Source organism: Bacteroidota bacterium (assembly GCA_017303905.1).
GTDB lineage: Bacteria > Bacteroidota > Bacteroidia > B-17B0 > Aurantibacillaceae > JAHEYG01.
Genome location: JAFLBH010000001.1, coordinates 1,266,426 through 1,287,121, shown reverse-complemented (window position 1 = coordinate 1,287,121; position 20,696 = coordinate 1,266,426). Strand labels below are relative to the sequence as shown.

18 protein-coding genes and 1 tRNA gene are annotated in these 20,696 nt (G+C 35.6%); 7 read left to right on the top strand and 12 right to left on the bottom strand.

Going from position 1 to position 20,696, the window contains the following annotated elements:
- Positions 1-3: 3 nt before the first annotated feature.
- Entirely contained in the window at positions 4-459 is a 456-nt protein-coding gene (locus tag J0L69_05410; GenBank protein ID MBN8692611.1) for a hypothetical protein, read from the top strand.
- 181 nt (positions 460-640) lie between these two features.
- Here the strand turns inward: J0L69_05410 and J0L69_05405 are convergent, their stop codons facing one another.
- Complete coding sequence (locus tag J0L69_05405; protein MBN8692610.1) at positions 641-1,873, bottom strand: hypothetical protein; 1,233 nt, start codon at positions 1,871-1,873, stop codon at positions 641-643.
- A gap of 198 nt (positions 1,874-2,071) precedes the next feature.
- Positions 2,072-2,143, bottom strand: a tRNA-Arg gene (locus tag J0L69_05400).
- Between the two features lie 170 nt (positions 2,144-2,313).
- Here J0L69_05400 and J0L69_05395 point away from each other — a divergent pair.
- Positions 2,314-5,766, top strand: a complete 3,453-nt coding sequence (locus J0L69_05395; protein MBN8692609.1) for a SpoIIE family protein phosphatase — start codon at positions 2,314-2,316, stop codon at positions 5,764-5,766.
- A 14-nt stretch (positions 5,767-5,780) separates the two neighbouring features.
- On the opposite strand, the gene corA is transcribed toward J0L69_05395, so the two are convergent.
- The 6 genes from corA to J0L69_05365 all read right to left on the bottom strand — a co-directional run bounded on the left by corA (position 5,781) and on the right by J0L69_05365 (position 12,271).
- Complete coding sequence (gene corA, locus J0L69_05390) at positions 5,781-6,830, bottom strand: magnesium/cobalt transporter CorA (GenBank protein MBN8692608.1); 1,050 nt, start codon at positions 6,828-6,830, stop codon at positions 5,781-5,783.
- Positions 6,827-7,504: a 16S rRNA (cytidine(1402)-2'-O)-methyltransferase gene (rsmI, locus tag J0L69_05385; GenBank protein ID MBN8692607.1), complete on the bottom strand. Its 678-nt coding sequence runs from the start codon at positions 7,502-7,504 to the stop codon at positions 6,827-6,829. The genes corA and rsmI overlap by 4 nt, the downstream gene beginning before the upstream one ends.
- A gap of 67 nt (positions 7,505-7,571) precedes the next feature.
- Complete coding sequence (gene tsaB / locus J0L69_05380; GenBank protein MBN8692606.1) at positions 7,572-8,246, bottom strand: tRNA (adenosine(37)-N6)-threonylcarbamoyltransferase complex dimerization subunit type 1 TsaB; 675 nt, start codon at positions 8,244-8,246, stop codon at positions 7,572-7,574.
- The gene (locus tag J0L69_05375; GenBank protein MBN8692605.1) at positions 8,247-9,608 is read right to left on the bottom strand and encodes an efflux RND transporter periplasmic adaptor subunit; all 1,362 of its coding nucleotides are present in this window, start codon (positions 9,606-9,608) and stop codon (positions 8,247-8,249) included.
- A gap of 93 nt (positions 9,609-9,701) precedes the next feature.
- On the bottom strand, positions 9,702-11,258 hold the full coding sequence (locus tag J0L69_05370) for a hypothetical protein (protein MBN8692604.1): 1,557 nt from the start codon (positions 11,256-11,258) through the stop codon (positions 9,702-9,704).
- An 8-nt stretch (positions 11,259-11,266) separates the two neighbouring features.
- Complete coding sequence (locus J0L69_05365) at positions 11,267-12,271, bottom strand: ketoacyl-ACP synthase III (GenBank protein ID MBN8692603.1); 1,005 nt, start codon at positions 12,269-12,271, stop codon at positions 11,267-11,269.
- A gap of 162 nt (positions 12,272-12,433) precedes the next feature.
- Between J0L69_05365 and J0L69_05360 the strand changes: the two genes are divergently transcribed.
- Both J0L69_05360 and J0L69_05355 read left to right on the top strand, forming a co-directional pair.
- Positions 12,434-14,455 (top strand): thioredoxin domain-containing protein, encoded by a 2,022-nt coding sequence (locus J0L69_05360; protein MBN8692602.1) that lies wholly within the window; start codon positions 12,434-12,436, stop codon positions 14,453-14,455.
- Positions 14,456-14,615: 160 nt separating this feature from the next.
- Entirely contained in the window at positions 14,616-15,416 is an 801-nt protein-coding gene (locus tag J0L69_05355; GenBank protein ID MBN8692601.1) for a hypothetical protein, read from the top strand.
- Here the strand turns inward: J0L69_05355 and J0L69_05350 are convergent, their stop codons facing one another.
- Genes J0L69_05350 through surE form a run of 4 tightly spaced genes read right to left on the bottom strand, consistent with a single transcriptional unit; the run spans position 15,417 to position 18,771 of the window.
- Positions 15,417-16,574, bottom strand: a complete 1,158-nt coding sequence (locus tag J0L69_05350; protein MBN8692600.1) for a SpoIID/LytB domain-containing protein — start codon at positions 16,572-16,574, stop codon at positions 15,417-15,419.
- A 3-nt stretch (positions 16,575-16,577) separates the two neighbouring features.
- Positions 16,578-17,696, bottom strand: coding sequence for a lipid-A-disaccharide synthase (gene lpxB, locus J0L69_05345; protein ID MBN8692599.1), 1,119 nt, complete (start codon positions 17,694-17,696; stop codon positions 16,578-16,580).
- Positions 17,693-18,007 carry a hypothetical protein gene (locus J0L69_05340; protein ID MBN8692598.1) on the bottom strand — a complete coding sequence of 105 codons (315 nt, stop codon included), beginning with the start codon at positions 18,005-18,007 and terminating at the stop codon, positions 17,693-17,695. The genes lpxB and J0L69_05340 overlap by 4 nt, the downstream gene beginning before the upstream one ends.
- Complete coding sequence (surE, locus tag J0L69_05335; GenBank protein MBN8692597.1) at positions 18,004-18,771, bottom strand: 5'/3'-nucleotidase SurE; 768 nt, start codon at positions 18,769-18,771, stop codon at positions 18,004-18,006. The genes J0L69_05340 and surE overlap by 4 nt, the downstream gene beginning before the upstream one ends.
- Before the next feature lie 219 nt (positions 18,772-18,990).
- On the opposite strand from surE, the gene J0L69_05330 reads away from it, so the two are divergent.
- The 3 genes from J0L69_05330 (at position 18,991) to J0L69_05320 (ending at position 20,587) form a co-directional block, all read left to right on the top strand.
- The gene (locus J0L69_05330) at positions 18,991-19,695 is read left to right on the top strand and encodes a zinc metallopeptidase (protein MBN8692596.1); all 705 of its coding nucleotides are present in this window, start codon (positions 18,991-18,993) and stop codon (positions 19,693-19,695) included.
- 154 nt (positions 19,696-19,849) lie between these two features.
- Positions 19,850-20,230, top strand: coding sequence for a RidA family protein (locus tag J0L69_05325; protein MBN8692595.1), 381 nt, complete (start codon positions 19,850-19,852; stop codon positions 20,228-20,230).
- Positions 20,231-20,314: 84 nt separating this feature from the next.
- On the top strand, positions 20,315-20,587 hold the full coding sequence (locus J0L69_05320) for an RNA-binding protein (protein MBN8692594.1): 273 nt from the start codon (positions 20,315-20,317) through the stop codon (positions 20,585-20,587).
- Positions 20,588-20,696: the final 109 nt, after the last annotated feature.

Sequence of the window (20,696 nt, the reverse complement as noted above, 5' to 3'; positions counted from 1 at the left end):
TTTATGGAAGAAAAGAAATTAATTAAATATTCATTAAAAGCAATAGAAGATATAAAATTCAACTTCCAGCAACCAAAAATTCCTGTTAAGGAAGGTGAGCTAGTAAAAGTAAATTATACCATTACTCCAAATGTTAAGTTTTCAGTAAAAGAGTCAATTATTCTAGTAAGAATAAATGTTATCGGCACTGTATCAAATACAAATGAAACGGTATTAGATACCGAAAATCTATTTGTTTTTGGAATTGAAAATTTAAATGAATATTTAGAAACTAATGAAAAGTCAAAAGAATACAAGTTCAAGAACCCCAACGATGAGGGCATACTCATCACTTTTGTAAGCATTTCAACATCCACAATGCGAGGAATAATTTTTTCTAAAACAACAGGTACTTTATTACAAATAAACCCTCTACCTATTGTTAACCCAAGTGGTTTCTTCAAGAAAAAGTCAGATTAATTTCTATCTTTCTACATCAGCTTAACATCTTATTATAATTGCTGAGCAAATAACAAACCTATTGAATGAATACAAGATTGAGCCATTCTTTATAAATAAAATTAGTTATTTGTCATGGTTAATGCAACAACAAGGGAATTGACTAACCAATAATTCAATACTTCTCCCTTATTAGAAAGAATCAAGGCGTATACTCCCAAATATCTACTTTATCAGCACTCGTTGTTGCGCTTTTTGGTTTAACATAAACTCCAATACAATACAATTTATTGTTGTATGGCAACATAATTTTACTATTCAAATTTGTTAGCGAACAATCTGTTTGCGGAGTTCGAAAAGTTGCAGTACTTGGATTATATACAATACAGTCTAATCCATTACCAAATAAATATATTTCGTCTTTTACAACCAAAGCTTGAGTATCATAATAAATAAATGAAGTACCAACTACCGTGTGATAAGTAAATGTCGTTGTGTTTAAATCAAGTATTACAACATAATAACCTCCATTATACGGCGGGATTTCTTGAGCAGCTGCGCAAAAAATATACAACTTGTCATTATAAGCTATTTGATTGAAAACTTTAATATTATAATCCATACTTCCAAAGACAGAACTAATGCTAAGAGTTGTGGTAACTGCTCCGTTTGTAGCATCAAAAACTATAAGGTCCTTATAATAAGTAAAGCCTGGTGCAGGGGCATTCGATTTGTTGCCGAATCCCCAGTAAAATTTGTGCTTATAAGCATAACGCACCTCGTCATACCTTTCCGTATAAAGATTAGAAAACCCATTTGGAGTAAGATATGTATGATTAATAGTATCAATTAACAATCTATATAAGTTTGAACCAGCACCCCCTTGCTTATGACCAATTATATAATTATCATTTTGCCAATAATAATATCCATTAGTAGTTCCAGTTAATAACATAACGTTTGAAAGTGATTTCGTAGTAAAATCAAAATCCGCGTGCAAATTGTCACCCATCAGCTTCACCTTACCGCTACCCTTAATCATCCTATCATACTTAGGATTAAAATTTAATTGAGTCATATCATAATTTGTAGTTCCAATTTTTCTGAATTCTGATATTTGACCAATCGAAATAGGATAAACCTTTTCAGCAGTACCTCCATCCTCAAATGTTTGCTTTACTTTGAAATTAAAAGTTCCAGTTGAATTATATTGATGATAACCAATATTGCTGTTCGAAACAGGGCTGCCGTCTCCAAAATCTATTTCTGTTGATAAAGTTGGCTTATTATTGGTTGTAATGTTGTAATAATACATATTAGTACAGTATACCTGATTAACAAATCCTTCTACTTCATATGTTTTTGGTGTGTTTGTTTTATTCTTTTTACAACCTAGAAGTGCAAGTAATAAACATAATATATAAGCTATTCTCATTTTGAAATTTCTTTATATAAAATTATTTAATTTATTGAATTAAACAAGGTACAAAGTTTAAATTGCTGTAAATTTTCAAGTAACAATAGGGTAACAAAAGGCTAATGAAATCAGAAAATAAGGTAAAACAAAGAAAGTCATGAAAAACAAAACCCCCTGTTTTATAGGGGATTTAGCATTTTTTAGCATTGGGTTGTGTAGCCCCGCCCAGAATCGAACTGGGATTTAGCGTTTAGGAAACGCTCGTTCTATCCATTGAACTACAGGGCCAATTATATTTCAAATAACTTTTAACAAATACAAAGTAAGGTCACAAATTTAATTTAAATTTTAGAATAACTTATGTATTTGCGCCTGCAAACCATCCACGCTAGCAATAAATTGACTTTACAGCACAGTAATTTTACAGGTAAATTAGAAAATTAGTATATTTATATCATATGTGTAAATCGGGTCTCGTTCTTACATATTCTTATTTAAAACCTTACCGCCTTAAATGGCTCCTTACATGTCTTCTATTTATTTTCTTCGCTAATTCATTCGCACAGAAAATCAATCAGCCGGTTTTTCAAAATTTAGACCCGGAACACTTTGGTGTGAAGGCCATACGAGGCGTTCTTTACAGTGCTGCACACGAAAAAATGTGGATGATTACCAATAAAGGCTTGGGTATTTACAATGGCTTTACAACAAAACATTTTTCGCATATCGATAGCAATGAAAACACACCGCTTTCCAATAATATACTGGAGTTGTTTGAAGATAAATCCGGAATACTTTGGTTTGGTTACGAAGATCAAGCCTGTCTCACTAGCTTCAATTTAAAAACAGGTCAATTTCGCCATTATGCTTATAACAAAGATGATAAAAACTCTTTCCCTGAATCAGTTGTTTCTCGTTTCTTAGAAGCTGCCGACGGAAAACTTTATGTGACTACCTGGGGTGGCGGTATTTTTGTACTCGATAAAAGCCGCGAAAAATATTTTACCCTTAATGAAAAATGTTTCCCTAGCCGTGAACAAGGCTTGCGTACTCTTGCTACCCGAGCCATGCTTGAATTGGAACCCGGTAAATTATTAATCACTTATTTTCACGAACAACCCATTGGATATCCCGGCATTTATGATGTTACCAAAAACATTATTACACCCTTTCCTATCGAAGAATACAGAGGAAATTTAAGTGAAGCTGCTTTCGAAGAAATAAAACACATTTTAAGTATCTGTCATTTTGTTTACCTCGATAAATCAGAAAAGCTATGGGTTGGCACTTATAGCGGCCTCGTATATATTGATCTAAAAAACAAATTATGCAAGCGAGTTTCAGCAAAAATTTTTGAAGCGGGTCAGATATTGAATCTGGACAACACAGGCAATTTTATTGTGGATGATCAAGAACGATTATGGACCAGCACCGCTAATTCAGGTATTATGATTGTGGATCTTAAAACCACCAAAGCTTTTTATCACATGCAAGGCAACAGCTGTTCAAATTGCATCAGCGATAATCGCATTGGGAATTTCACTAAAGATAATGATGGTAATATTTGGGTAACAAATGGTAGTCGGGGTATTGGAATTTATAGCCCTTATAAACAATATATGAAACTAAAAGGCTGGGATGAATTAAAAGTTGAATTTTGTAATTCATCAGCACAGTCCATTCCGCTTTCAAATTTTTTAGTAAGAAATAATAAGAATATCTACCTTCTTAGCTTTAATGGTATCAGTGTTTATAATTATAACTCAGATACGATCGTAGAGATTATCCATCCCACCAAAACAAAAAACGAAACCAACATTTTATTCCGGTTGGCACCAAATTTCAGATTACTTAATGGTAAATTTTATTTCCCTGCTACATTCAACATTAATAATCATTTTGGTATACCTGCTATATATGATCATAAGAGCAAAAAATTTACGTTTGCAAAAAACAAAGAACATTCGCATGGTGCACTTTTTCCAAAAGATACGCTATCACAGCCTGTTTATGTATTGAGTGGTAAAAATCACTGTATACAAAAATATAATAACGCCGGCGAATTAGATACTTTTCATGTATTTGACAAAAAACATACTCCATACCCCTATCACAGTGAATTGCTTAGTAATGGTAAATGGCTACTTTCCGCAGGTCCTTACAAATTCGTTGTCTTTGATCCTCAAACAAAAAAAACAATTTTATACGGTTCACGTAAAGGGGAATACGATAAATTATTTAACGATAGTTTAATTGAAAGTTACTATTACGCCGGGAAAAATACAGTTTGGATTTCTACCCGCAACGGTATTAACTCGTATGACATAGTAACAGGCGAAGTGACTAATCGCAATAAAGAAATAGGTATAGAACAAATGCTGGTTTCGGGGATAGTTGAAGACGAAGAAGGTAATTTATGGTTTACTTCTGCGCGCGATTTTTACCGTTATAATTTCAAAACAAAAACGCTTACTTGTTTTAATAAAGCTTTAGGTTTTCAGCCCAATGGCTTCGATCATCGCGGAACTATTCCGTCTATGGTTACAGACGGCCAGACCATTTTCTTTCCTACTGTAAAAGGATTACTATACTTCAACATCAATAAAATAAAGTTGCCTGAACGTGTGCCTGAATTAAGCATTGATAAAGTTTTAGCAAACGACAGTATATTAACTGAAGCTGATTTGAACTTATTATTGAATAAAAATTTAAAACTGGCTTATAACAAAAATTCGTTGATATTTGAAGTTAACACCAATCAGCTTTACACTCCTTCACCCAGTAAATTCAGATACAAATTAATTGGGCTTGATGATAAATGGATTGATAACGAAACTTCTCCTAAAATCAAGTTGCAGAATTTACCTGCCGGCCAGTATACCTTAATCATAGAAAGCATTAATAGTTATAACGTTTCGTCAAAGCCTCTGCAAATTTCATTTGAAATAAAAAATCCATTCTGGAAAACATGGTGGTTTATATTGATTGTCATAGGATGTTTAATTTTTGTTGTCGTCAGAATTATCAAATCAAGAGAAAAAGCTTTGCAAAAACGACAAGCAGAATTAGAAAAAATAGTTGATGAAAGAACACAAGAGGTTGTAAGTAAAGCACAGGAAATCCGTCACCAAAAGGAACTAATTGAAGAAAAGCAAAAAGAAATTGTTGATTCGATTAAATATGCACAGCGCATTCAAAAAGCATTGTTGGCAAGTAAAACGCTCCTCGATCAACACTTAAGTCATTATTTCATTTTCTTTAACCCGAAAGATTTGGTAAGCGGAGATTTTTATTGGGCTACCTTCATCAATAACAAATTCTATTTTATAGTTGCTGACAGCACAGGGCACGGTGTTCCCGGTGCATTTATGAGTTTACTCAATATTAGTTTTTTAAATGAAGCTATTAATGAGCGTGAAATTGAGAAGCCCGGCGAGATTTTAAATTACGTGCGACAACGTCTTATTCATAGTTTAGCAGAAGACGGAAGCAGTGAAGGTGGAAAAGACGGAATGGATTGCAGTTTATTGCGCTTTGATTTTGAAACAAAAACGCTTGAGTACGCCTGCGCTCATAATCCTGTTGTTGTAATTAGAAACAATGAATTAATTGAATTGAATAACGACCGAATGCCGGTTGGAAAATCCCCTAAAGAAAACATCGGGTTTAATACCTATGAATTTAAACTTGAAAAAGGAGACACTTTATATGTATTAACCGATGGTTATGCCGATCAGTTTGGCGGAGAATCGGGTAAGAAGTTAAAATTAAAAAATCTTAAAAATTACCTTCTCACTAATTCCGGCGTAGAAATGCAACAACAAGAACAAATACTTTCTGAATTATTTTATAAATGGAAGGGTAATCTTGAGCAAATTGACGACGTCACCATTGTCGGTATTAAATTATAAGTTGAGAGAACAGTTTACATCCACTTCTTTCGCTTAAAGTAAATGATGAGTCCGATCATAACAGATAACATCACGCCCCATGTTATTGCGTATCCATAAGGAGACTTCAACTCCGGCATAAACTCAAAGTTCATGCCATAAACGCCGGCAATAAAAGTAACCGGAATAAAAATGGAAGACATGATGGTTAAAACTTTCATCACTTCATTCATTTTATTAGCGTTTGTACTTAAATAAATATCCATAATACCCGATAATAAATCGCGGTATGTTTCAACAGTATCTATTACTCGCGTTACGTGATCTTGTAAATCGCGTAAATAAATATCCGTACTCGGATTAATCAGTTTGGTTTCGGAACGCACCATGTTACTAATCATATCACGCATGGGCCAAACTTGCTTGCGAAGAAAAATCATTTCACGTTTTAATTCGTGCAATTGTATAAGAGAGCTTTTGGAAGAATGTGAAATAATATGCTCTTCTATTTTTTCAACGGAATCACCAATTTTTTCGATCACATGAAAATAGCAATCAATAACCGCGTCCATTAAAGCATAAGCTAAATAATCGGCTCCACATTTTCGGATTCTTCCTTTGGCTTGTCTTAAGCGGTTACGGATAATTTCAAACGCATCACCTCCTTGTGGCTCCTGAAATGAAATAACCATATTATCGAATAATACGATTGATAATTGTTCGGCATGTATTTTGGTGTCGTAGTTAATCATTTTCATGATAGCTACCACATAATTATCATAGTCTTCAAATTTAGGACGCTGATCCACGTGCACAATGTCTTCAAGTGTTAATGAATGTATGTCATATAGTTTTCCAATCTTCTCAATCACTTCCGTTTTATGAATGCCTTCCACATTAATCCATTTCACTAAATGTGGCTTTACATGTGAAATGCACTCCGACAAATCGTAAAATTCTTGTTCAATAAATTCATTCTCATTATACTCTATTAAAGAAATCTTTATTCTTTCTGTTTTAGAATCGCCGGTATACACAAGTGTTCCCGGAGGAATACCAATATCATGTGATTTTCTTTTTCTCATTCTTTTTTTCCTCCTAAAACAATTACAATTTCACCTTTTACCTGTTTAGTATTAAAATGAGCGAGTACTTCATCTACCGTTCCTCTGAAATTTTCTTCATGTAATTTTGTAAGCTCCCTGGAAACAGCAACCAATCTATCTCCACCGTAATGCTCTTTAAACTCTTCCAAAGCTTTCACCAATCGGAATGGTGATTCATAAAAAACCATGGTTCTGGTTTCTTCCTTCAATGAAAGTAGTTTTGTTTGTCTTCCTTTTTTTTGCGGTAAAAACCCTACAAATACAAATGAATCACAAGGCAAACCACTGTTCACTAATGCCGGCACAAAGGCTGTAGCACCGGGTAAGGTTTCTATCGAAATTCCGGCCTTTATACTTTCACGCACCAATAAAAATCCGGGGTCAGAGATACCGGGCGTACCGGCATCACTAATTAGCGCAATGGTTTTTCCTGACTGAATGGTATCCACAATATATTGCACCGTTTGATGCTCGTTGTGCTGATGATAGGATTTTAAAGGCTTATCGATTTGATAATGCTTGAGTAAAAAAATACTCGTGCGTGTATCTTCCGCTAAAATCAAATCACATTCCTTTAATATGCGAAGTGCCCTAAGCGTAATATCTTCCAAATTACCAATAGGCGTAGGAACTATGTACAATTTACCTGACATGCGATACATCACGAATTTAAACAAAAATGTGAATCAGGAAATAAAGTAAATTCAAAGTTATTGAACATTACTTAGGACCAATCATAAAGTCCTTCAAGTAAAAGGGTTCAAAATAAGCTACATCTTCGAATTGCTGCAGCTTAAATTTTTCATAGGATAACTTTGCCAATTGCTTGGATGAAGGCACAACCCCCTCCACAAAAGAAGCTCCCGGTAAATTCTGCAAGAAACTTTTGCATTTTGGCATTCCATCACCAAAAAAAGTCATGGGTTTATTCACAGCAAAATAATTCAGATTTTCCTCAGTTATTATTTGAGCAGAGGTCTCTTTAATGGTATTTAAATCCTTATCAAAAATAGCACAATACACTTCCATTCGCCGTGCATCCAACATTGGACAAAGGAGCGTGTCGCTATTTAATTTTTCTTTAGCTGCTAAAGCCATCGAACATAAGGTATTTACAGCAATCAATGACTTTTGAAGAGAATATGCAAGTCCTTTCGCGGTAGACACACCGATTCTCAATCCCGTATAAGAACCCGGACCACTTCCTACAGCAATGGCATCTAACCTGGATGGCATCACCTTTTCCTGAATCAATAAGTCGTTAATGAAGACATGCAGATTTTCAGCATGCGTATAACCGTTATCAATTTCTTTACAAGCAATAAGTTCGCCATTGTTTGCCAAAGAAACCGAACACATGGTAGTGGCCGTTTCAATATTTAAAATGATAGCCAATTATTTTTTCTCGGTTGTGCTAAAAAGCTTATCCTTATCTACCACTTTCACTTTTGTACCTTTACGAAGTGTACGCGCAACAGCACCGTAAGGCCCTGTAATAACTTCCTGGCCATCGGAAACACCACTCACAATCTCAATGTAATCATTATCCTGAATACCGGTTTTTACTGTAAGCATATCCGCTTTTCCATCCTTAATGACAAAAACATATTCCTTCAGTTCATCGGTAGTTTTTTCTTTCTCCTTAGCCTTCTCACTTTCTTCGTTAGTTACTTTTGTGCCGTAATCATCTTCATCATCCATCTTCTTCACCTTGGTTGAATCGGCATTACGTGTGGTTACCGCCATGATTGGAATAGAAATAACATTGGTTACGCGCTTCGTTTGAATATCCACACTGGCACTCATACCCGGACGAAAAGGAGCCGGATTCGCTTCTGAAACCAGACTCGTATACGACTCACGCAAAATTCTGATTTTTACAACGAAGTTTGTTACCTGATCGGCGGTGATGCCGGTTGTATTAGCAGAGTTCGCGATTTCAGTAACTATTCCCTTAAATTTTTTATCCATATACGCATCCACCTCAATTAATGCGGTATCATTTTTATGCACGCGAATAATATCGTTTTCGTTTACCTCCACACTCACTTCCATCTCATTCAAATTTGCCAGGCGTAAAATCTCTGTGCCTTGTAAACCTGTAACACCAACCACACGCTCACCTTTCTCCACATTTAATTTTGATACGGTTCCATCAACAGGCGCGTAGATATATGTTTTATCCAAATTTGTGCTCGCCTCTTTTAGAGAAGCTTCCATTCCCTTTACATTAAACTCAGACGCTTTTATATTTTCCTGTAAGCCTTCTACGTTTGCTTTAGCGGCTTCATACTGCGCTTTAGATGCATCAAACTCTTGTTGAGAAATAGCGTTTTGATCAAATAATTTCTTGTTACGTGCGTGCGTTGCTTCTGCATTCGCTAGATTTGCTTTTGCTTGTTCCAACTGCGCTATATTTGTTTTTAAATTTGCTTTTGTGCTATTCACGGAGGCTTCTACACGCTCAATAGTACTTTCATAAATATCGGGCTTGATGCGGCAAAGGAGTTGTCCCTTTTTAACCTGATCACCTTCCTTTACCAGCATATCAACAATCTCACCACTCACATCGGAAGTAATTTTTAATTCTGTTTCAGGTTGAATTTTACCATTAGCGGATACAATTTCAACAATATTACGCTTAATGGCCTTTTCGGTAATGACCTCTGTAGGTTTACTACCCTGTAATGCTTTTACGATAATAACCGTTAAAATGAGGGCTATCCCAATTCCAATTATCCAATATACTTTTTTCATATGCGGTATTTAGTGCTTTACAAATGTATAAACTTAACAGAAATGAGCGCTTCCATTCTTCATTAATAACAACCGAATGTCATTAAATTAGGCTTAATCATTTATAATACGCGACTTACTGAGTGCCTTTTCACGTATGACATCCTGAATGCTGCGGTTCTCGATTTTACAGGTTAACCAGGAGATGATGTCGAGATACAAGAAGGCGCGTTTTTCATATGGATCCTGCTGAAGTTTGATAAGGCTACCTCTCAGTTTTACGAACTCCTTTTTTACACTAATTGCATCCATCACCGGAACCTTCCGTAAGAAGTTGATGATCTGCTGCTGCACCTGATTAAGTTCTTCCAATTTGTATAGGAAACGGTAAACCGATTTTACCTGGTACTCTACCATCTCTGTATCCCCCATTTCATAATGGGCTATTAACTTTAGAATGCGCGAAAAGCTATGAATATCACCCCTTATTTGGGCAGGATGATTAATTACTTTATTGAGGTATTTTATTGCGTTTGTGTTGTCGCCACTCCCAAAATATAAACAGCCAATTTTATAATAGAAGTTTAAGATACGGTTATCATCAATCTTCTTATGGAATCGTTCAATACCCGATTCAATTTCATTTACCAAATACAATCCACCCGAAAAATTACCCTTCATGAAATGATAATTGATTTTATTAATGTACAGATATTGAAATAACAAAACCGAGTTATTTTCGTTATTCAAAATGAACTCCTCATTACCCAACTTCTCGAGTTTATTTAATACTTCATTGAACTTTGTTTTATGATTCACAAAAAACAAGGCTGCCATTAAATTATGTAATCCTTTTAAATACAAATCGGCATAAACCGGTGTTAAATGTTCATTTTCGGTAAATAAGTCTACCCATTTAGTGGCGTATTTATAACAGGTTAAGAAATCCTGAATGATGTAATTATACCAGACATAAGACTGATAGAGATATAATTTTTCAAAGAAACTTAATTCATCAACATTATAAGCCGGCAAATTGGATTTGAAAAATTCGCTTACAAATAAAAAATCTTTTTCATTACGAACATGACTTGTTTTCAAATACAAACCATACAAACGCAAACCCAAATTTGAAAACACATTGGTGCCTGATATTTTCTTATTAAGCGCATTCGCACTTTTGGTAATTTCTTCGGCAGTGGTATCGATACTTCGTGTGATATACTGACTTTCGATATGTTTTTCAAAGTCATAAATCTCGAGCAAAATGGCGTTCTTTTCGTATTCAAAGGCCGAAACTTTTGCTTTATCGAGCATTTTTAAACTTTGAGTGTACAAGCCTTTGTTATAAAGCAATTTCGCGTAATCAATTTGTTCACGCAGATAAATATCCAAATCCTGATTAGAGGCATTCATTCGCAAACTTTGTAAAATCTGCTTATACAAATGCGCCTTTAAGTTGGACAATTGCGCTTTCGTGATATCACTTGTTTTCTGGAAAATTTTTTCTTCGCTATACTCATTTTGTTTATCAAGAACATCGAAAAGCACCATAAACTTACTATCCTCATTGCTCTGTAAACGGTTTACAAACAGCTTAAAGTTTCGCTTCTCACTCTTGCTAAGTGATTTTATTAATAAATATAACGGATCGTTACTGCTGTTTGGCATAGCTAAATTTACACATTTTCTTCCAATCCTGAATTCCAGGTTACGAGAGTAGAACCATAGGTGTAGCCGGCTCCAAAAGCACATAAGATTAACTTATCACCATGTTTAAATTTAGAGCTCCATTCATCCAAACAAATCGGGATACTTGCGCAGGTTGTGTTTCCATACTTATGAATGTTAAGGGCTACTTTTTCCATCTGCATTTCAAGATAATCAGCCGTTGCTGTAATAATTCGTTTGTTAGCTTGATGAGGAATTAAATAATCAATTTCAGATTTTTGAATCCGGTGCTTTTCCAATAAATTTTTGCAACACCCCACCATATTTTCTACTGCCATTTTAAATACAGCTGGACCATTCATAGAGATTGAATGTTCTTTATTTAACACTGTTTCTGCCGTGGCCGGGAATAAACTTCCACCTGCCTTTTGATACAGATTTTGATAACCCGAACCGTCGGTTTCCAATAGCGACTCGCCTATTCCAAATCCATTATGGGTAGGCTTAAGCACTACAGCTCCTGCGCCATCACCAAACAAAACACAGGTATTTCTATTGGTATAATCCATGATACTCGACATTTTATCCGAACCAATTACCAAAACAGATTTATACGCATTCGACTCAATTAATCTGGCTCCAATATTCAGAGCATACAAAAATCCGGAGCATGCTGCGGAGACATCAAAACAAAACGCACGTTTTATGCCTAGCATTTCCGAAACAATAGAAGCCGTTGAAGGAAAAGGATGCTCAGGTGTAGCCGTTGCCACAATTATCACTTCAATGTCATCTTTGCTGATTCCGCCTTTTTGTAATGCTTTCTTTGCCGCTTCCGCAGCCATATAAGCCGTGGCCTTATCTTTATCCCTTAGTATTCTTCTCTCTTTCACGCCACATCTTTCCTGAATCCATTCATCACTAGTATCCACCATCTCACAGATCATTTCATTCGATAAAATGGATTCAGGTAAATAACTTCCTGTTGACGTTATATAGGCTTTTCTTTTCATGTGAGCGCAAAACTATAGCGTTGATTTAACCATTCAAAAACGATTTTAACTCTTATTACAATAACCAAAGAATGAAATTTCAAACTAAACAACTGATAGCTTGTTGATTAATAAAGCTCATTTTATTACAGCCAGTTTGTTTTTGAGTACTAACTTTACCATATGCATAGCAACGCCCTTATAAACGAAAGCAGTCCTTATCTTATACAACACGCTCACAATCCTGTTAACTGGGTACCGTGGAGTGATAATGCCTTTGAAACAGCCCGCAAAGAAAACAAACTTGTGTTGGTGAGTATTGGTTACAGTGCTTGTCATTGGTGTCATGTAATGGAGCACGAAAGTTTTGAAAATACGGAAGTGGCCGCCATCATGAATAAATACTTTGTAAATATTAAGGTAGATCGCGAAGAAAGACCCGATGTGGATATGCTTTACATGAGTGCTGTGCAATTGATGACAGGACATGGCGGATGGCCATTAAATTGTTTTGTACTTCCGGATGGCCGACCTATTTACGGAGGAACCTATTTTCAGAAGGAACGTTGGATAAATATTCTGAACAACCTTCACAATTTATATACAAATGATTATGAAAAGGTTTTACAATATGCAACGGATTTAACCAATGGAATCAAGCAAGCGGAATTAATTTACTCTAAAAAAAATGAGGGAAGTTCATTCAGTTGGAACACGCTTGAAAAATGCATTTCAAATTGGAAAACGCGCTTTGATAATGATTTGGGCGGACCTAACCGTGCGCCTAAATTTCCAATGCCAAACAACTATAGCTTCTTATTAAAATACGCTTATACTAAAGGTGATGCGGAAGTGATGAAGCATGTTGATTTAACCTTGAAAACAATGGCATTAGGCGGCATCTATGATCAATTAGGTGGGGGATTTGCGCGCTATAGTGTAGATATGCAATGGAAGGTGCCTCACTTTGAAAAAATGTTGTACGACAACGCTCAACTAATTACACTTTATTGTGAGGCGTATCGCTACACTAATAACAATTTGTATAAGCAAACTGCGCAACATACCATTGCGTTTGTATTAAGAGAATGGTTGACGAAAGAGAATGGTTTTTATTCGGCTTTGGATGCGGATAGCGAAGGTGAAGAGGGAAAATATTACGTTTGGCAAACCGAAGAACTTAGCCGGTTATTAAACGACGACTACGACCTATTCTGCGATTACTATTGCGTTAACGACATTGGTTATTGGGAGCATGACAATTATATTTTGATGCGCAATCACGAAACTGCTTCTATACTGCAGAAGTACAATCTGAATGAAAAGACTTTGAATGAAAAAATTCAAAACTGCAATGCTGTGCTTTTAGCAGCGAGAGAAAAACGCGTAAAACCGGGGCTCGATAATAAAATCTTAACAGCGTGGAACGGACTTATGTGCCGTGCGCTCTGCGAAGCCTATCTGACTTTTGGAGAAAAGAAGTACAAAAACATTGCCTTATCCAATGCTTCATTCATAAAAAGTAATTTAATGCAAGCAGATGGTTCATTAAAGCGCTCTTTCAGTAATGGCGCTGCAAAAATCTCAGGTTTTTTAGATGATTATGCATTTGTTATTGATGCCTTCATTCATGTTTACTATATCAGTCAGGATGAATTATGGTTAAATTTAGCTGAGAAATTAAGCAATTATAGCCTGGAACATTTCTACGATACGAATAGAAATTTGTTTTATTACACTGCCGGTACATCCGAACAGTTAGCCGTAAGAACAAGTGAAGTAAGTGATAATGTGATACCGTCTTCCAATTCGCAAATGGCCATTAATCTTTTTAAGCTTTACAAAATAAAAGGCGGCGAAAACCATCTCAAAATTGTGTCTGAAATGCTTAAGAACTTAACGGAAGAAATAGCGCATTACGGAGCCGGATACAGTAATTGGGCTTCACTTTATATGGATTTGTTAAATGATCCGGCTGAAGTGTGCATTGTTGGTAAAGATGTTGAAGAAAAATTATTGGAGCTATACAAACATTACCTTCCAAATGCCATTTTTGTTGTTACGGCATCTCCCTCGGAGTTGGACATACTGAAAGGCCGCTACGTAAACGACAAAACATTGATTTACGTATGCAAGAATAAAAGCTGTCAGATGCCAACCTCCGTTATAAAAGAGGCTGTTGAACTGATTGAAAAACATAGTTAGTATACTGATATTACTCTTGACTTTTAATTTAAAAAGTCAATCACTTCTAATTCCCACCCATTCCTCTGCGTTTGCGCCGATTTTAGAATTCAACAACCCTTTTATCAAGTCACATAAAATAAAAACGATTGTTTTTGACATCATCGACAAAAGGGATTTCATGGTAGCAGAGGATAAAAACCTCATCAACTATTACGAGTTCAACCAGGAAGGCCAGTTAACCCGTTTCTATTACACGAATATTATTAAAACCATCGAAAAGGAAATACACGTACCTCCAGTTTACCGAAAGAAAAGAATCGTTGCCAAAGGATACACCTATACAAAAAACGAATATGTGTACGATACCATTTCAACAGTCTACAGATACGATAAAAACAATCTCATCATGAAGCGTTTTAACGATGGAACTTATTACGAAACCCGTTATTACAGTTATGATTCGAAAGGTCGCATAACTAAAGAAAAACGCTTCAAAGAAACCAACAATAGTCAAACACCCAACAATTTTGTATTAGGTAATCAAACTTTAATTAGCGCGGATAGTTTTCAGTATGTTGACATAACACCGCTACAATACAAACAAATTTGTTTAAACAGCGAAAATCGTCCTTATAAAGAAATCATTATCAACAAAGATTCAACCGGTAAAATAATTTCATCGAATGAACATTATACAGTTGCCTGGATCATGCAGAGTTCAGAGTTTAAATATGAAAATGGCATTCTGACTTCCGCGGAATTTAAGGGAAATGCCAATGGCGATGTGGTATTGAAATCTACTTACGAATGCGATTCTACCAATTGCATTTATACCGAGAAACAGTTTAAAAATGATTTAATGCTAAAGGAAATAAGTTACATTACCGAGAGAGAAAACAAAATGCTGAACTCTTTTATTGCACGTGATCCGATTAACAAGACCATGCGCATTGTAAAATTGCATTACACTTATTATTGATTATTCATCTCTGAAAAATGCGAGCTTTCGCATATCAATAATCTGAATGTTTCGATAATAAAAATTTAAAACATCCGAATAGGTATAACCCAATCGTGTCATTCGCATAGCGCCCTCCTGCGACATACCTAAACTATGACCATAACCTTTTCCTTTAAACACAACTGTATCGCCGGCATTATAAATACTGAAATAAGTTGATTTTAATTGCAGATCTTGACGAACATTTTTTAATGGCACTTTAATGTTGCTTGCTTCCAAAAACACCTTACGGGAATCCTGTTTGAAATTTAGCGCCATTTCCTTCGCGTAAGGTTCATCAACCGGATAATTGTGTTTTATCTTTAAATAACTTAACCAATCATCAACCGGCATTTTACGTTCCCATTTATAATTTGGCATGCGTGTACTAAAAGTATCATTTACACTGCGCAAATAGGAAGTACGTGCGCCCCACACATCTTCCGAATTTGCAGTTTGTCCGCCACTGTTACTATGAAAAGCAGCTACAATTAAATTCAGATTCTCATCCACCACCACTTTGCCTTTAGTGTCATTTACAGAATTAAAAATATCGGCAAAGCGAGGTTTTCCGTAATAAGCCTGACAATGCACCTGATCACACAATGAAAATCCCTCCGTAACATGTTTGCTTAAATGCGCTAAGGCAAACGTACGCGCTAAAATTGCCTGAACTTTATAATATTCCTGAAGTGAGCGAGTACCGGATTCCGCCTCTACAACACCGGCAATGTAATTATCCAGTTTAACTTCATTCAGCATTTTTAATAATCCATTTTCATTGGTGATAATGTAATTATCCTGATAGATGCGCGGTTTTCTATCCGGACTGATGAGTTTTACCTTCATTTCACCATTACCATTTAAATCGGTGAAACGAACTGTTTTAAACTTTCCATAAACCGTTTCAAACGACTTTACTTCAATGCTATCATTTACAGCTGATAGTTTAATGATTATTTCGCCATCATTTTTAAGAAGCAGCTTTTCGTCTCCTGTTAGCTGATAACTGCTTTTATCGATGGTGAATGTAACCGCATTAATTTTTAGATGCGCAAACGTTCGGATGTATACAACATCCTCACTAAAAGCGAAAAAAGAAATAAAAGTGAAAATGTATGTAATAATTTGCTTCATAGTTTAATTAAGTGCTTCATGTATTTCTTTAGCCATTCGTTTAGACGCGCCGAGTCCACCCAGGTTTTTCTTCAATTCGGCATAATCATCCTTGATACGCTTACGATAAGTCTCGTCGTGTAGTAAAAGATTTAATTCAGTTTTAATATTTTCGGCGGTCATTTCTTCCTGAATCAATTCCTTCACCATAGGTTTATCCATAATGAGATTAGGCAAGGAAATATACTTTGTATTAATTATTTTTTTGGCGATGTAAAAGGAAAAAGAACCGGCCTTGTAACAAACAACCTCCGGCAAATCAAACAAAGCGCTCTCGAGAGTTGATGTGCCTGATTTAATAACTCCGGCTTTAGCATACTGCATTAATTCATACGTTTGATTGTATACCACTTTAATACCCTTTGCCCGCGCCTTATCATAAGCCGAATCAGGCAAATTATGTGTTCCGCCGATTACGAACTGATACTCTTTAAAATCATCCATTATCGCAAGCATGGTATCAAACATATAATTGATTTCTTGTTTTCGGCTTCCTGGCAAAACAGCGATAATTGGTTTTTCTGATAAACTATTTTTCTTTCTGAATTCAGACTCAGATAGCATTGTTTTTCTTCTTTGCTCTATCGCGTCGAGTAATGGATGACCAACAAAACTCACATCGTAATTATGCTTTTTGTAAAATGTTTTTTCAAATGGTAAAATCACAAACATTCGGTCGACGTATTTTTTGATCGTTTGTACGCGACCTTCTTTCCATGCCCAAACGGTAGGAGAAATATAAAAAAACACTTTATAACCCTTTTCCTTTGCCCATTTAGCCATTCTTAAATTGAACCCGGGATAATCCACTAAAATAACCACATCCGGTTTCTGTAATTCAATATCCTGTTTTACGATTTTGAAATTCTGTTTAATTTTTCCAAGATTCTTAGCAACATCCACAAACCCCATAAACGCCATCTGGCGGATATGAATAGTTGGCTTACGGTTCGCGACTTGCTCCATTAAATCACCTCCTAAAAAATAAAAATCGGCAGAATGATCCAACGCCTTTAACTCACGCATAAAATTAGACGCGTGTAAATCGCCCGAAGGCTCTCCGGCTATTACATAATACTTCAAAATGCCTCCTCGTGAAAATACATGACATAAAATACAAGAGCCGCGTATATAACTACACTTGTAATAATTCCTTTTGTCGCATTATTTAATCCTTTATTCAGAAAGAAATAAAAAATCAGCAAATTACCCAAGGCGCACATTTTTATTGTGTTACTGAGCATTTGTCCGAACATCAGATACTTTATAAATTTTACAGGGAAAGCCATATAGCTATGCATGAACAGCCAGTAACAGAAAAAACACAACAACGGAAATAAAATTCCAATTGCCAACCCTTTCCAGAATGTGTCTAACTTTTCTATCCAGCTCATAGTAAATAGGATTTAATTGTTTCTAAATTTTGGTAAGATGTTAAATCAGATTGAGTGGGCACCACAGAAACATAACCGTTACTCAACGCCCATTCATCCGTATCATTTGACTCTGGTTCAAAATTGACAAACTTACCGGTAAGCCAATAATACGCTCTTCCGTATGGATCGAAGCGTTCTTCAAACTCTTCTACCCAATTTGCACGCGCTTGTCGGCATACTTTAATTCCTTTTATTTCGTCTGCTTTTAATTTTGGAATATTCACATTCAAACAAACACCCTTAGGCATTTTATTTTTTATAGATTCTGAAATTATTTTTTCGATAATGGATTTTGCCTGACTAAAATCCGCATCAATACTATAATCGCATAAAGAAAAACCAATGGAAGGCGCGCTTTCGAGAGCTCCTTCAATTGCTGCCGACATAGTTCCGGAGTAAATAACATTAATAGAACTATTGCTGCCATGATTAATACCTGATAGAACAAGATCCGCCTTACGAGGTAATAATTTATTCACGGCCATTTTCACACAATCAACCGGCGTACCGGTGCAACTATATTCGAGTAAGGCGTTATGATAATTTGTTTTTTGAATGCGTAAAGTTGAGTTAATGGTAATGGCATGACCCATTCCAGATTGTGGTTTATCAGGCGCAATAACTGCTACATCACCAAACTGTTTTGCAACAGATGACAAAAATAAAATTCCCGGTGCGCTAATGCCATCGTCGTTTGTTACAAGTATAAGTGGTTTTTGCATTAATTTAAATTATCAAAAACATAAAGCTAAGCAGTATGCACCTATGAACGGACAAAACTGCATTTACTTACTAAAAGAGGCTTGTTAATTTATGTTAGAACGAAGCATATAGGCTGCTATTTTGACAAACGGCGTGTTTTGGAGGTATTCCGACTTGTAAATTTGTCACATAAATCAAGAAGGCATCCTTTTTGATACCGATTTATAAAAAGAAAAAATATGTTTGATCCGTTTTTATTGTTAATAGGCATAGTATTCATGCTTATTGGCTTTTTGGTAAGCTCCAGGTTGAAATCAAAATTTGCGCATTATTCGCAGGAACGATTAACCAGCGGCTTAAGTGGTAAAGAAGTCGCAGAAAGAATGCTTCGTGAATCCGGAATTTACGATGTAAAAGTTGTTTCGGTAGAGGGAGAATTAACAGATCATTACAATCCCTTAACGAAAACAGTTAATTTAAGCAACGATGTGTATCACGGTCGGCATGTAGCGGCAGCTGCCGTTTCGGCTCACGAATGCGGACATGCCGTTCAGCACGCTACTGCTTATACATGGCTAACCATGAGAAGCAAATTAGTTCCTGCCGTACAAATCAGTTCAACCATAATGAACTTCCTGGTAATTGGTATGGCTTTGCTGGGTGCAGTAATGCCACGAATGGGAAATACCATGCTTTTAATTTTTATTGTTCTTCAAGGAATTCTAACGCTGTTTAGTATTATTACTTTACCAGTGGAAGTAGACGCCAGCAAACGTGCCTTGGTATGGTTAAACTCTGCGGGAATTACCTATGGAAGTGAACATGAGGATGCAAAAGATGCATTAAAATGGGCAGCCTATACTTATTTTGTTTCCGCTTTAGCCTCCATTACTACGTTGATATACTATATTATGAGATTTGTTGGTAATAACAGAGAAGATTAAAATTGTTATTAAAAGCCACTCATCGCGAGCGGCTTTTTGTTATATTTGTTAAGCAAATTCAATTTATCATGAAATAACCATGCTTCTTTAGATAAATTTTAATGACAACAAAATGGTTATTTAAATGGCCTTGTAAAAACAAATTATTTAACATATGAAAAAGATAGTGAATACTTCAAATGCACCGGCGCCAATTGGCCCTTATAATCAGGCTGTTATAGTTGGGGATTCGGTTTATATTTCAGGAACCATTGCCATGGATCTTCAATCGAAGCAATTGGTAAAGGCACATATTAAAGAAGAGACTAAATTGGTGATGGAATACATTGAGGCTATTTTAAAAGAAGCCGGCTGTACATTTGATAACGTAGTGAAAACCACCATCTTCCTTAACGACATGAATAACTTTGTGCATGTAAATGAGGTATATAGCTCATACTTTAAGAAGGATTTTCCGGCTCGTGCCACCATACAGGCTCAACGGTTACCAAAAGATGCCAATGTTGAAATCAGCATGGAGGCAAAAATCTTTTAATCGGGCTTTTTTGACGACCAATACTAAAAATTTGGAGATTGAATTATTTTTATTATTTTTACTAACATAATAAATATCATTTCTATGAACATTTTTGTTAGTAACATCAGTTTTAAAGTAAGAGAGCAAGCTTTAAAAGAATTATTTGAGCAATACGGCGAAGTATCGAATGTACGTATCATTAAAGACAAGGAAACGCGTCGCAGTAAAGGATATGGTTTTGTTGAAATGCCAAATGATTCTGAAGGCAATGCAGCGATCAACGGTTTAAATGGTAGCGATCATAACGAAAGGAAAATTGTGGTTGCTGAAGCTAAAGGTAAAAGAGAGACCTCATCTACTGAATCAGCAGAATAAGCTATATCATTAACTCATACTTAAGGCCGGACTAAAATACCCGGCCTTTTTCATTGACTAACAATGAGTTAATTTAAATCTACAAAAAAACAGTGTTCATCTAATTTTT

Bases quoted from the DNA above. Each gene is read 5' to 3' on its own strand.
- J0L69_05360 (MBN8692602.1), top strand. From the start codon at position 12,434: ATGCATAGCAACGCCCTTATAAACGAAAGCAGTCCTTATCTTATACAA.
- J0L69_05350 (MBN8692600.1), bottom strand. From the start codon at position 16,574: ATGAAGCAAATTATTACATACATTTTCACTTTTATTTCTTTTTTCGCT.
- J0L69_05355 (MBN8692601.1), top strand. From the start codon at position 14,616: ATGGTAGCAGAGGATAAAAACCTCATCAACTATTACGAGTTCAACCAG.
- J0L69_05365 (MBN8692603.1), bottom strand. From the start codon at position 12,271: ATGAAAAGAAAAGCCTATATAACGTCAACAGGAAGTTATTTACCTGAA.
- J0L69_05410 (MBN8692611.1), top strand. From the start codon at position 4: ATGGAAGAAAAGAAATTAATTAAATATTCATTAAAAGCAATAGAAGAT.
- surE (MBN8692597.1), bottom strand. From the start codon at position 18,771: ATGCAAAAACCACTTATACTTGTAACAAACGACGATGGCATTAGCGCA.
- corA (MBN8692608.1), bottom strand. From the start codon at position 6,830: ATGAGAAAAAGAAAATCACATGATATTGGTATTCCTCCGGGAACACTT.
- J0L69_05375 (MBN8692605.1), bottom strand. From the start codon at position 9,608: ATGAAAAAAGTATATTGGATAATTGGAATTGGGATAGCCCTCATTTTA.
- J0L69_05325 (MBN8692595.1), top strand. From the start codon at position 19,850: ATGAAAAAGATAGTGAATACTTCAAATGCACCGGCGCCAATTGGCCCT.
- J0L69_05395 (MBN8692609.1), top strand. From the start codon at position 2,314: ATGTGTAAATCGGGTCTCGTTCTTACATATTCTTATTTAAAACCTTAC.
- rsmI (MBN8692607.1), bottom strand. From the start codon at position 7,504: ATGTCAGGTAAATTGTACATAGTTCCTACGCCTATTGGTAATTTGGAA.
- J0L69_05320 (MBN8692594.1), top strand. From the start codon at position 20,315: ATGAACATTTTTGTTAGTAACATCAGTTTTAAAGTAAGAGAGCAAGCT.
- J0L69_05340 (MBN8692598.1), bottom strand. From the start codon at position 18,007: ATGAGCTGGATAGAAAAGTTAGACACATTCTGGAAAGGGTTGGCAATT.
- J0L69_05330 (MBN8692596.1), top strand. From the start codon at position 18,991: ATGTTTGATCCGTTTTTATTGTTAATAGGCATAGTATTCATGCTTATT.
- J0L69_05405 (MBN8692610.1), bottom strand. From the start codon at position 1,873: ATGAGAATAGCTTATATATTATGTTTATTACTTGCACTTCTAGGTTGT.
- J0L69_05370 (MBN8692604.1), bottom strand. From the start codon at position 11,258: ATGCCAAACAGCAGTAACGATCCGTTATATTTATTAATAAAATCACTT.